The 13167-nt window shown below is 59.4% G+C and carries 6 protein-coding genes; 3 read left to right on the forward strand and 3 right to left on the reverse strand.

The window, feature by feature from the left end; all coding sequences use genetic code 11:
* Window positions 1–440: 440 nt before the first annotated feature.
* Window positions 441–1514 (forward strand): WD40/YVTN/BNR-like repeat-containing protein, encoded by a 1074-nt coding sequence (locus tag IB245_RS28290; RefSeq protein ID WP_008030080.1) that lies wholly within the window; start codon window positions 441–443, stop codon window positions 1512–1514.
* Between the two features lie 28 nt (window positions 1515–1542).
* A complete protein-coding gene (locus IB245_RS28295) occupies window positions 1543–3927 on the forward strand; it encodes an efflux RND transporter permease subunit (RefSeq protein ID WP_008042857.1) in 2385 nt (794 codons plus the stop codon).
* 64 nt (window positions 3928–3991) lie between these two features.
* On the opposite strand, the gene IB245_RS28300 is transcribed toward IB245_RS28295, so the two are convergent.
* From IB245_RS28300 to IB245_RS28310, 3 genes are all read right to left on the reverse strand, one after another.
* Entirely contained in the window at window positions 3992–8689 is a 4698-nt protein-coding gene (locus IB245_RS28300) for a dermonecrotic toxin domain-containing protein (protein ID WP_192496288.1), read from the reverse strand.
* A 292-nt stretch (window positions 8690–8981) separates the two neighbouring features.
* Window positions 8982–9701, reverse strand: coding sequence for a FadR/GntR family transcriptional regulator (locus IB245_RS28305; RefSeq protein ID WP_008030085.1), 720 nt, complete (start codon window positions 9699–9701; stop codon window positions 8982–8984).
* A 204-nt stretch (window positions 9702–9905) separates the two neighbouring features.
* The gene (locus IB245_RS28310) at window positions 9906–11642 is read right to left on the reverse strand and encodes an IlvD/Edd family dehydratase (RefSeq protein WP_192496289.1); all 1737 of its coding nucleotides are present in this window, start codon (window positions 11640–11642) and stop codon (window positions 9906–9908) included.
* A gap of 193 nt (window positions 11643–11835) precedes the next feature.
* Here IB245_RS28310 and IB245_RS28315 point away from each other — a divergent pair, with 193 nt between their 5' ends.
* Window positions 11836–13143 (forward strand): MFS transporter, encoded by a 1308-nt coding sequence (locus IB245_RS28315; protein WP_192496290.1) that lies wholly within the window; start codon window positions 11836–11838, stop codon window positions 13141–13143.
* The last annotated feature ends 24 nt before the right edge of the window (window positions 13144–13167 follow it).

The raw sequence follows: 13167 nt of genomic DNA on the forward strand, positions 1-13167 counted from the left end.
CCGGCCATGGATGGCCGATGGCGGCGGGCCCACGGAGCAGGACCGGAGCGAGGGCATGCCGAGCCACAGCGAGGCACCGAACGAAAGGGGCAAGAGCGCTTGGTTACTTGGCGCTTTTCCAAGTGACCCGCTGTAAGAGCGGAACCAATAGAAGCCGTTACCGCAAAAATGGATATGTACACAAAACACCAACCACAAACCCCAAATCACCCCACCTGATACCCCAACATTCAGAAAAACCCCATCCCCCCCAGGTTAACAAAAGATAACGTGGCGTCGATTGTCAGACCTTTCCAAACCCCGATAGGATAAGCCAGCTTCCGAAGGGGCTCTGGATTGCGGGTTTCAGGACTATGCTCCTAACCATCCAATCCCGATGAGCACCCCTTACGGCGCCCTGAAAGGTTGAACGACCTAACAATAATAATGGGGGAAGGTCTATGAGTGAGCCTGTCATGGGTGTGGGTATCTGCCGCCCGCCGGCACTGCGCAAATTCGCATTGCTGGCTACAGCGCTCTCGCTGTTGGGCTGTGCCGTGTTGTCGGCACCTGCGCTGGCCAATGCGGCGCCAGCCACCGACGTTGTCTATTCCGTTGAATCCGCCAAAGCCAGCAAAAGCCTGATGCTCGACGTCGTGCACGCCGGCAAGCGCCTAGTGGCAGTCGGGGATCGCGGGCACATTCTGTATTCCGATGACCAGGGCGCGACCTGGACCCAGGCCAAGGTGCCGACCCGGGCACTGCTGACCTCGGTCTATTTTGTCGACGACAAACACGGCTGGGCCGTCGGGCATGACGCGCAGATCCTCGCCAGCGAGGACGGCGGCGTCACCTGGACCAAACAATATGAAGACCTGAAACGCGAATCGCCCCTGCTCGACGTCTGGTTCCAGGATGCCAGCAACGGCTTTGCCGTGGGCGCTTACGGCGCGCTGGTGGCCACCACCGACGGCGGCAAGACCTGGGAAGACGCCAGCGACCGCCTGGACAACGAAGACCAGTACCACCTCAACGCCATTGCAGCGATCAAGGATGCCGGGCTGTTCATCGTCGGTGAGCAGGGCAGCATGTTCCGCTCCTCCGACTGGGGGCAGACCTGGGAAAAACTCGAAGGCCCCTATGAAGGCTCGTTGTTCGGCGTGATCGGCACCGCCGAGGCCAACACGCTGCTGGCCTACGGGCTGCGGGGCAACCTGTTTCGCTCCACCGATTTCGGTACCACCTGGGAGCCGGTCGAGTTGAAGGCCACCCGTGGCGCGCTGGAGTTCGGTCTGTCCGGTGCGACCTTGCTCGACGACGGTTCCATCGTGATCGTCGGCAACGGTGGCTCGGTGATCCGCAGCAACGACAACGGCGAAACCTTCAGCGTGTTCAACCGTCCGGATCGCATTTCCGTTTCGGCGGTGACTGCGGCGGGCGACGGCAATCTGGTTCTGGCAGGACAGGGTGGCGTTCGCGTCACCTCGCCAACCGGCGCCGGTGCAGAGAATGGAAAAAACGGGTCGTCCAAATGAGCCGGGCAAATAATAAGAAGGCGGGTCTATGACATCCTTGAGCAGCCATCACCAAGACAAGGCGACGTTTCTTGAACGCCTGATTTTCAACAACCGCCCGGCAGTGATCGTGATCTGTCTGTTGGTGAGTATTTTCCTGTTCTGGCAAGCGACGCTGATTCGGCCGTCCACCAGTTTCGAAAAGATGATCCCGCTCGAGCATCCGTTCATTCAAAAGATGATGGAGCACCGCAACGACCTGGCGAACCTGGGCAACACCGTTCGCATTTCGGTTGAAGCCACCGACGGCGACATCTTCTCCAAGGAGTACATGGAGACCCTGCGTCAGATCAACGACGAGGTGTTCTACATCTCCGGCGTCGACCGTTCCGGCCTCAAGTCGTTGTGGAGCCCGAGCGTACGCTGGACCGAGGTGACGGAGGAGGGCTTCGCCGGCGGTGAAGTGATCCCGCAGAGCTACAACGGCTCCCAGCAAAGCCTCGATTTGTTGCGCAACAACGTACTCAAGTCCGGTCAGGTCGGGCGCCTGGTGTCCAACGACTTCAAGTCGAGCATCGTCGATATCCCGCTGCTGGAGTCCTACCCGGACCCGCAGGACCAAGGCAAGTTGCTGGCCCTGGACTACCGCAAGTTCTCCCACGAGCTGGAAGAAAAGATCCGCGACAAGTACGAGAAACAGAACCCCAACGTGCAGATTCACATCGTCGGTTTCGCCAAGAAAGTCGGCGACCTGATCGATGGCCTGGTGATGGTGGTGATGTTCTTCGGTGTCGCCTTCGTCATCACCCTGATTCTGTTGTACTGGTTCACCAACTGCATGCGCAGCACCGTGGCGGTGTTGAGCACGACGCTGGTGGCGGTGATCTGGCAGCTCGGCCTGATGCACTTCTTCGGCTTCGGGCTGGATCCGTACTCGATGCTGGTGCCGTTCCTGATCTTCGCCATCGGTATTTCCCACGGCGTGCAAAAGATCAACGGTATCGCCTTGCAGTCCAGTGAGGCCGACAACGCGTTGACTGCGGCGCGGCGCACCTTTCGCCAATTGTTCCTGCCGGGGATGATCGCGATCCTTGCGGATGCGGTGGGCTTCATCACATTGCTGATCATCGACATCGGCGTGATTCGCGAACTGGCCATCGGCGCATCCATCGGTGTGGCGGTGATCGTGTTCACCAACCTGATCCTGCTGCCGGTGGCGATTTCCTACGTCGGCATCAGTAAGCGCGCCGTCGAGCGCAGCAAGAAAGACGCGCACCGCGAACACCCGTTCTGGCGCCTGCTGTCCAACTTCGCCAGCCCGAAAGTTGCCCCGGTATCGATCGTGTTGGCCCTGTTGGCCTTCGGTGGCGGCCTCTGGTACAGCCAGAACCTGAAAATCGGCGACCTCGATCAAGGTGCTCCAGAGCTGCGTCCGGATTCGCGCTACAACAAGGACAACAACTTCATCATCAGCAACTACTCCACCAGTTCCGACGTGTTGGTGGTGATGGTCAAGACCAAGTCCGAAGGTTGCTCGCGCTATGAAGCGATGGCACCTATCGACGAACTGATGTGGAAAATGCAGAACACCGAGGGCGTGCAGTCGGCGATCTCGCTGGTGACCGTGTCCAAGCAGATGATCAAGGGCATGAACGAGGGCAACCTGAAATGGGAAACCCTGTCGCGCAACCCGGACGTGCTGAACAACTCCATCGCCCGCGCTGACGGCCTGTACAACAACAGTTGCTCCCTGGCGCCAGTGCTGGTGTTCCTCAACGATCACAAGGCTGCCACCCTGGATCGCGCAGTTCATGCGGTGCAGGACTTCGCCAAGGAAAACAACAAGGAAGGCCTGGAGTTCATCCTTGCGGCGGGTAACGCCGGCATCGAGGCGGCCACCAACGAAGTGATCAAGGAATCCGAGCTGACCATCCTGATCCTCGTCTACATCTGCGTCGCGACCATGTGCATGATCACCTTCCGCTCCTGGGCGGCGACCTTGTGCATCGTGTTGCCACTGGTGCTGACGTCGGTACTCGGCAACGCCCTGATGGCTTTCATGGGCATCGGCGTCAAAGTCGCGACCTTGCCGGTAGTGGCATTGGGCGTGGGGATTGGCGTGGACTACGGCATCTACATCTACAGCCGCCTGGAAAGCTTCCTGCGTGCCGGTCTGCCGTTGCAAGAGGCGTACTACCAGACGCTGAAGTCCACCGGTAAAGCCGTATTGTTCACCGGCCTGTGCCTGGCGATCGGCGTGTGCACCTGGATCTTCTCGGCCATCAAGTTCCAGGCCGACATGGGCCTGATGCTGACCTTCATGCTGCTCTGGAACATGTTCGGCGCGTTGTGGCTGCTGCCGGCGTTGGCTCGTTTCCTGATCAAACCGGAGAAACTGGCGGGGCAGAAGGGCAACTCGTTGTTCGCTCACTAAACCTCAGGCAAAACCAAAAAGCCGCAACCTTGGGTTGCGGCTTTTTTATGGGTGATTGGAAAACTCAGCGGGGTTGCAGCGGTAGAAAATCGCTGTTCGCCAGTTCCTTGCTGATGATTCCGTGATGAATTTCGATTTTCTGCTTCGGATCCTTGGCCTTGGCCATGGCCGATTCGTAGGTTTCGAAGCGTTGCTCTCTGGTTTTCAGATGCGCCTGGGTGTAGTCAGCCTTGGCATCATCCGCATTGGCGTAGTGAAAATGCCCATACCACCAGGGTTGATTGTCTTTATTCAACAAAGCGTACTCTTGCATGAAGTCACGCCGTCCGGTTTTCAGCTGAACCCGGTTGCCGTTGATTCGCGCAAAAATTTCATTGCGCCGCAACAGATACTCCACCCCCTCGCTACTGGGCGGTCGAGCGAGAGTCATGCGGGTGCGAAGTTCGGTGGACTTGGTCTCGAGGACGTGCGCTTTGTCGCGGAGTCCGCTGATCAGCGAAACGTCTGTTTCGCGGTTGGCCGGAGGACTTTCGTGCTGTTCCAGTCCATCGGCGTACCCGATCAGCTTTTGTGCCTCGCGTTGCAATTGCTCTTCGATTTCCTTGGGAGAACTGGCGCGTTGCGCGTAACCCTCGATCTTCTGCACGTTTTTATCGACATCGGCCAACGCCTTGCGGGCATCGCCCTTGAGCAGCTGGTAGGGGCGCGGAGCCCTGTCAGTTGCGGGTCTGGCATCGACGATTTCTACCCAGACATTGGGTTCATGCTCGTGGAACGAAGCCAATGGCCTTTCTTCAATAGGGTGGTTGATGTCGACAATGTCTCCTTCCTGGTGAGCGACCCGTTGGCGAAGATCGCCGATCAATGTGCCTTTGGCGGTTTTGATCACCCGCTTGCGACTGGACCATGAATAGGGACGTTTCACCGGCGGCCTGGTGCCGGAAGCCGACGTTGACGGTTCCTCCGGTTGCGGCAGCAGTTGAAGCGCTTCCGCCAGACGTCGTTCGGCATCGATACGCAGCTGGTCAATGAGCTCGCGCAGACGATTGAAGGGGTGTGTCTGCAATTCATCTGTGCTGAAAATGCCTATCGTCTCAAGACCGTCCTGTGACTTGTTGTACTGATCGACCAGGTTCTCCAGAACGGCGATCCGGTCGCTGTTGGTGTAGGTGTGTTCCGTTTGCAGTTCGGCATGCGAGCGAGATAGCAACAGCAGGGGGCTGACGGCGTGTTCGAGCACACCCATGGTGCTGGTGCCGAGGGCCTTGAGACTGAGCAGGCGCAAGATACTCAACTGATAGCACTTGACGCGCAGTGCCGTCATTTCATCTTCGGGCCTGTTGCCGGTCAGTCGCTTCCAGTACTCGATGCCCAAGCGAGGCACCTGCTTGAGTTCCAGTAGTCGGCTGTCTATCTGATCCAGATACTTGATCAAGGATTCGTTGATTTCTGAGGTTTTGCGCATGAACTCAAAATAGCGATCCAGTACCACATCGCCCTCGCTGATAATTGCCTCAAGCAAATGCCTGATACCATTTTTCAAGTCCGCATACTGGCGTTCGGCAGCTTCGCGCTCCCAGTCAGCGATGACGATCCGTTTGCGGGCATTGTTGATGATGTTTTCCGACAGGCTGCACAAGTGCACAGGATCGGGATCGGATCTGGTCAACTCGGCCAATTCCCTTTTCTCGGCCAGCAGCGTGGCGTAGCTTTCGGTCTGTTTGTCCAGCTCATCAACGAACCGTTGCCTGTACGTGGCGCGATCGAGCTCTGTACTGGCGGCGTCGTTCCTTTTCAGCTGCATCAGGTTTTCGGCAATGTCGACGCGCTTCTGCACCCGTACTTGCTGATCCACGAATTCCTGACGATTGAGTTCCAGCAGGTTGATGCGTTGTTGCGTGATTTCTCGCTGGGCGTTGATCCGTGCATTGCGCCCGCCGCCAACCAGTTTCAACCCTTGATCAAGAGTCCAGCGGCCCGCTCCATTGGTCTTGAGCTTGATGCCGGGATGATCCGGGTGCTCCGGATGTATCAGATACACCTCGCCGAACCCGGGCACGATACTCACGCGAAACAGCAGGCCGGCGACGGTGGCGTGCCAAAGATTGCCGATCCGGTACAAACCTTTGAACACGCCGGTGCTAACGGGCTCTGGCAGAGGTGTCGGCCATGGCACTTGAACCTCCCGTAACGTGTTGAACAGTCGGGCGGTTGCCGAATCGCGTGCACTCGACTGGTTGAAGTCGAGCAGGGTCTTGCCACTGCCCGGCGGCTCGGAGGGCAGGCCCGGAGTGTCCTGGGTAATGGTCGATTCGGCGGGCCATGAAAATGTCTGCGCAGGACGGCGCAAGGAGGCGAGGGCATCCGGAACTGCCGTCGCTGCGCTGTCGGAAAGTGCCGGGGCTGCTTCCTCTCGAGCGACATGCAGAACCAACAGACCAATGTTCAACAGCACATCGATCCAAGCCTGATTCCGCGCCTTCGGGTCATCACTGTCCAGCGCTGGCAGATCGTTGATCAGGCTGTGGGCGATTTGCAGCATCCAGCCCACCACCATGGCAGGGCCGCGCAACAACGGCAGAATCAGGTTGTTGAACACCAGCCAGCCACCCTCGAGGATGATCGCCCAGCGGCTCTCGGCATTCGACACCGATTGCCGATCCGCCAGATCGATCAGTGTGCGTGCATTGCTGACGAACAGACTGGTCAGCAATCGACCTTCTTCCAGCGCGGTGAGCCAGTCGCCAACCGCTTCGTCGCCAGCCAGAATCGCCGGTTGGGGCTTTTCAGGCAGTGTGAATTCGTCCCCTGCATGGAAGTGGACAATGTGCGGTTCGGTGAAGCCGTTGTTGTCGTAGATCGGCCGTGCGCGATCCGGCAGCCAGGTCAGCACGCTGGTTTGCAACGGGCCGCTTTGCGCAATGGCCCTCAGCAAGTCCTGACGGCTGGAGTATTGGTGCAGGGGTTCTGAATACAGCGGTCGGTAAAGAATATGCGGGCCGACTGCGCTCAGGTCTTTCGGCTCGATGATGAACATGTTGCTGACCACATCACACGAGGCCCCGACCTTGCGTTGAAACGCCAATGGCCTGATGACAACGGGCTGTTCCTCGACGATGCGCTCGGCGGCCAACGGCTGGAACACTGCATCGACATATCGATAGCCCAGGAGGGTGAAGCCATGCTCACCTTTGATCGAATGCTCTAGGGCGCGCAGCGGCAAATGCAGGCTCAGTTCCAGGCCGAAGAGTCTCAGCCGCTCATTGGCCTCGGGACTGTTGCCAAGCAACTGCGCTTCTATGTACTCGGGGTAATGTTTTCCGACATCGACCCGGCTCACCAGATCCAGCAAATAGGCCTCGGTGGTCCAGTCTTGAATCAGCTGGTTTTCGGTGTGGCGCAGGGTCATCCGGCCCTTGGGTTTGCCGGCCAGGTTTATTATCGCCAGGTCGGTCAGGGACATTTTGACGGGTTCGAGGTAGCCGCTGCCCAAGTCGCCGACAGGCACGTGAAAGGTCAGTTCCAGTTCATCGGACTTGTAGCCGGGCGCCAAGGGCTGGTCTTTGAGCATTTGCTCATGCAGCGCATTTCTGGCGAACGTGCGAAGGTCAACGACGTCGTCAGGCAACGAGCGCCCCTGTGTCTGCTGTTTGACACTGGCCATCGACAACGTGTGTTTACGCCACGCCATGCGCTCTGTGGCGCTGGCGCCCTGCAACCACTCGGGAATCGTTGTCTGTAGGGCGTGAAGGTGCGTTGGGTGGTTGTTGCTGCCGATAAACAGTGCGGCGATATCGGTGATCGCGTCAAAACGCTGTTCAAGGTCAGCCAGGCTTTGGCGTGCGGGCAGTTTGAGCGACTCCAAATCTTCCAGTTGCCGGTTCAGCAGCAGAGCTGCCTGGGTATCAAAGATGTTGCCGTCCGGTACAAAACGTTTCCAGGTGATGGAGTCCGCCGTGAAGTCTTGCTGAAATCGAGCGCCCCATGCGGCACCGAAGGCTTGCAGGGACGGGAAGGATTCGATGTTGCCAGTCACGCTGCACAACAAATGGGTCTCGCCGCAAATCACCAGGATATCCGGCGCTTGCAGTGTGAACGACACTTCGCCCCTGCTCAGCGTGACTTGCAGCGTGCAGGCTTCAATCGCACCTTTGGCCCAAGGACGCTGAAGGCGTTCGCGGTTGTCGGGTTGGCGGGCCAGCTCCAATAGAATCCCGGCCTGCTCGGCATCACTTGCCGCGAGGCGCGTCGCGGATGTTTTCAACACGCCGGCGAGCAGATTCCCCAACCATTGCCAACGACTGACGCCGCTGTCGTCCTGTTCGTTCCAGCAGGCCGTCAATGATTCCTGAGCGCCGATGTAGAAAATGTCGGGTAATTCACGGATGACTTGCGCAATCACTTGCAGGTCGGGCAGTCGCGATGTCGTGTTGTCGACGGTAAGTTGCGCGGGGGCACGGTTTGTCAAAAAACAGCTGCGACCGTATTGCTCGCTAAGATCGGGGAATGCGCCGCTGGCCAGGTAGTCGAGTACCACGTCCAGAAGCAGCGTAAGCCGCCAGGCGCCATCCGGGATCGGTTGGGCAATTTGGGTTCGCTCAGGGTCGAACGCCAGTTGCGGGTATTTTTCCAGAATGCCGTCCTTGAGCAGGCGGGCGGTTTGCGAGCGTAAGGTCGGCCGGGTATTGAATCGGGTGTGAACCGCCCGCGCGATGATGCCGGTGTCGCTTGCGGCGGCGGGTGGTGATGCAGGTGTGGGCATGATGCAATCCTTTGCATGTGTGGTTCCTCAACGTAAAACCGAATCGAAAGGGATGTGCGGTAGCCGGGTACCGCACATTGGGCGAGGCGATAGGCTAAGGCCGACGTTCAGACCAGAAACGAAAAAGCCGCAACCAGGGTTGCGGCCTTTTTACATCTGAAGATCAACGTAACCCTTGTAGGAGCCGGCTTGCTGCGGGCGGCGTTCCGACGATGGCGGTGGGTCAGCCAACATATTTATCGTCTGAACAGACGCCATCGCCAGCAAGCCGGCTCCTACAGTGGATCGTGTTTTATGAGGGATCGGCGCCGAGCACCACATTCAGCGCACTGCGTGCATCGTCCAGTTGCACCAGCGTCGCATGCCGGGCACCCAGCGCATCACGGTTTTCGATGGCGGTGAGAATCGCCTTGTGCCGTGGCAACGCCAATTCATGCAGGTTCGGTCGCTGGTTGGAATGCTTCAACGCTTCGGCAATGGCGACCGACAGCATGTTGCACAGGTTCGCCAGCAGGTCGTTGTGGGTGGCGTCGGCGATGCGGCTGTGGAAATCCAGGTCCGGTTGCAACAGGGCTTCAGGCGTCGGCGCGGCTTCCATGCGTTGGTAGGCTTCGCCAATAGAGGCAATGTCTTCGTCGGTGGCGAATTGCGCGGCGAGGGCCGCGGCTGCCGGTTCGATGATGCTGCGCACGCTGGTCAGCAGATCGAAGAACTGATTCTGCGGGCTGCTTTGCATCAGCCAGTGCAGCACGTCCGGGTCGAGCATGTGCCATTCCTTGCGCTGCTTGACCACCGTGCCGACACGCGGACGGGAATACACCAGGCCTTTGGCGACCAACACGCGAGTGGCTTCGCGCAGTACCGGACGGCTGACCGCGTACTCCTCGCACAACAGGGCTTCGGCGGGCAGTTTGTCGTCCGGTTTGAAGCGTCCCGAAACGATCTGCATGCCCAGTTCCTGGACAATGCGCGAGTGCATGCTTTTGCGGTCGGAGGGTTTGCGGTAATCCATGGGGAACGGCGCGATCCTGTGCGGGGGAGGTGCTGCGCATGATAGCAGGCGCGGCGAGGACGGTCGCCAGAGCAAGCGGTCCTGAATCCTATGAAGATCAATTGTAGGAGCCGGCTTGCTGGCGATGGCGTCCTTTTAGGCGATAGATGTGTCGACTGACCCACCGCTATCGCCAGCAAGCCGGCTCCTACAAGGGGTGTGGGGTTAGTGGGAGTGGCGGGGGACTTCGGCACCTCGGCAACCGACCAGGAAGTCGAAGTCGCAGCCCTGATCCGCTTGCAACACATGGTCGATGTACAACTGGCGATATCCACCCAGGATCATCTGCTGCGGCGGTTGCAGATCAGCCATGCGCGCCGCCAGTTCGGCGTCCGGAATGTCCAGGTGCAGACGCCCGTTGGCGCAATCGAGTTCGATCCAGTCACCTTCCTTCACCGCAGCCAAAGGCCCGCCGGCCGCCGCTTCCGGTGCTACGTGCAACACCACCGTGCCGTACGCGGTGCCGCTCATGCGCGCATCGGAAATACGCACCATGTCCGTCACGCCCTGGGCCAGCAGTTTGGCCGGCAAGCCCATGTTGCCGACTTCAGCCATGCCCGGATAACCCTTTGGTCCGCAGTTTTTCATCACCAGAATCGAGTTGGCATCCACGTCCAGCTCCGGATCGTTGATCCGCGCCTTGTACATGTCGAAGTTCTCGAACACCACCGCACGCCCGCGATGCTGCATCAGCTCAGTCGTGGCGGCGGACGGTTTGAGCACCGCGCCGAGTGGCGCCAGGTTACCGCGCAATACGCAGATGCCGCCGTCGGCGCGGATCGGGTTGTCGAGGGTGCGGATCACTTCGTCCTGACCGTAGATCGGCGCGTCCTTGGTGTTCTCGCCGAGGGTCTTGCCGTTGACGGTCAAGGCATTTGGATTGGGAATCAGGTTGGCTTCGCCGAGGCGCCGCAATACCGCAGGCAAGCCACCGGCATAGTAGAACTCTTCCATCAGGAAGCGCCCGGAGGGTTGCAGGTCGACGATGGTCGGCATGCCGCGACCGATGCGAGTCCAGTCGTCCAGCTCAAGTTCCACGCCAATGCGGCCGGCGATGGCTTTCAAGTGGATCACGGCGTTGGTCGAACCACCGATGGCGGCGTTGACCCGAATAGCGTTTTCAAAGGCTTCCTTGGTGAGGATCTTCGACAGTTTCAAATCTTCGCGGACCATCTCCACCGCACGCATGCCGGACATGTGCGCCAACACATAACGGCGCGCATCCACCGCCGGAATCGCGGCGTTGTGGGGCAGGGAAGTGCCGAGTGCTTCGGCCATGCACGCCATGGTCGATGCGGTGCCCATGGTGTTGCAAGTGCCGGCGGAGCGGGACATGCCGCCCTCGGCCGCGAGGAAGTCATCGATGGAGATGGTGCCCGCTTTCACTTGTTCGCTGAGCTGCCAGACCACCGTGCCCGAGCCGATGTCCTGACCCTTGTGCTTGCCGTTGAGCATTGGCCCGCCGGTAACGACGATGGCCGGCACGTCGCAACTGGCCGCGCCCATCAACAGCGCCGGGGTGGTTTTGTCGCAACCGGTCAGCAGCACCACGCCGTCAATCGGGTTGCCGCGAATCGCTTCTTCGACGTCCATGCTCGTCAGGTTGCGGGTAAACATGGCGGTCGGGCGCAGGTTCGATTCGCCGTTGGAGAACACCGGAAATTCCACCGGGAAACCGCCGGCCTCGATCACGCCGCGTTTGACGTGGTCGGCGATCTGGCGGAAATGCGCGTTGCACGGGGTCAGTTCCGACCAGGTGTTGCAGATGCCGATGATCGGTTTGCCGTGGAACTGGTGGTCGGCGATGCCCTGATTCTTCATCCAGCTGCGGTACATGAAGCCGTTCTTGTCGGCAGTGCCAAACCATTGGGCGGAGCGCAGGGTGGGTTTCTTATCAGACATGATCGATTCTCTTATTGTATGACTATATTGTTCTGGCTGAGGCGTAACATAAGCGCAATTCGATCTGTTTGGAAGTGTTGTTGCATAAATAGTATTACTATATAGTCCGCTCCAACGGAGGGAAGGCCCTGGCAGTTTTTGGCGAGAGGCGTCCCCCGAGGTTCTATAACAACAACAATCGGAGACCGATCTCATGAGCCAGGAACTGCGGCTTATTCGTCGCATCACGCTGAAACTGATTCCCTTCCTGATCCTGCTGTACCTGATCGCCTATGTGGATCGCTCCGCCGTGGGCTTCGCCAAGCTGCACATGGGCGCCGACATCGGTATCGGCGATGCGGCTTACGGCCTCGGTGCCGGGCTGTTTTTCATTGGTTACTTCCTGCTGGAAATCCCCAGCAACCTGATGCTCGAACGCTTCGGCGCGCGGCGCTGGTTTGCGCGGATCATGGTCACCTGGGGCGCCATCACCATCGGCATGGCCTTCGTTCAAGGGGCGCACAGCTTCTACGTGATGCGCTTTCTGCTCGGCGCCGCCGAAGCCGGGTTCTTCCCGGGCGTTCTGTACTACATCACGCAGTGGTTCCCGGTTCGCCATCGCGGCAAGATCCTCGGCCTGTTCATCCTCTCCCAACCGATCGCCATGCTGATCACCGGCCCGGTGTCCGGCGGCCTGCTCAGCATGGACGGCATCCTCGGATTGCACGGCTGGCAGTGGCTGTTCATCGTCATCGGCTCCCCGGCGATCCTGCTGACCTGGCCGGTGCTGCGTTGGCTGCCTGATGGTCCGCAACAGGTGAAATGGATGGATCAGCCCGAGAAAGACTGGCTGGCTGGCGAACTGAAAAAGGACCTTGAGGAATACGGCCAGACCCGCCACGGCAATCCGTTGCATGCGCTCAAGGACAAACGCGTGTTGCTGCTGGCGCTGTTTTATCTGCCGGTCACCCTGAGCATTTATGGCCTGGGCCTGTGGTTGCCGACGCTGATCAAGCAGTTCGGTGGCACTGATTTGGTGACGGGTTTTGTGTCGTCGGTGCCGTACATTTTCGGGATCATCGGTCTGTTGATCATCCCGCGCAGTTCCGACCGTTTGAATGATCGCTACGGCCATCTGGCGGTGCTGTATGTGTTGGGGGCTATCGGCCTGTTTCTCAGTGCCTGGCTGACGGTGCCGGTGCTGCAACTGGCGGCGCTGTGCCTGGTGGCGTTCGCCCTGTTTTCCTGCACCGCGGTGTTCTGGACCTTGCCGGGCCGGTTCTTTGCTGGCGCCAGTGCGGCGGCGGGGATCGCGCTGATCAACTCGGTGGGCAACCTCGGCGGCTACATCGGTCCGTTCGTGATCGGGGCGCTGAAGGAATACACCGGCAACCTGGCTTCGGGGCTGTATTTCCTCTCGGGCGTGATGGTGTTCGGGCTGATTTTGACCGGCGTGGTGTATCGGTTGCTGGAGCGCAAACACGTGCTGCCGGCGGACCAGTTTGCAGCCAGCGCACGCTGACCTGTAGGAGCCGGCTTGCCGGCG

This window comes from Pseudomonas sp. PDM02 (genome assembly GCF_014852285.1).
Lineage (GTDB): Bacteria > Pseudomonadota > Gammaproteobacteria > Pseudomonadales > Pseudomonadaceae > Aquipseudomonas > Aquipseudomonas migulae.

Coding starts and splice junctions, on each gene's coding strand:
- IB245_RS28300 (WP_192496288.1), bottom strand. CDS start 8,689: ATGCCCACACCTGCATCACCACCCGCCGCCGCAAGCGACACCGGCATC.
- IB245_RS28290 (WP_008030080.1), top strand. CDS start 441: ATGAGTGAGCCTGTCATGGGTGTGGGTATCTGCCGCCCGCCGGCACTG.
- IB245_RS28310 (WP_192496289.1), bottom strand. CDS start 11,642: ATGTCTGATAAGAAACCCACCCTGCGCTCCGCCCAATGGTTTGGCACT.
- IB245_RS28315 (WP_192496290.1), top strand. CDS start 11,836: ATGAGCCAGGAACTGCGGCTTATTCGTCGCATCACGCTGAAACTGATT.
- IB245_RS28295 (WP_008042857.1), top strand. CDS start 1,543: ATGACATCCTTGAGCAGCCATCACCAAGACAAGGCGACGTTTCTTGAA.
- IB245_RS28305 (WP_008030085.1), bottom strand. CDS start 9,701: ATGGATTACCGCAAACCCTCCGACCGCAAAAGCATGCACTCGCGCATT.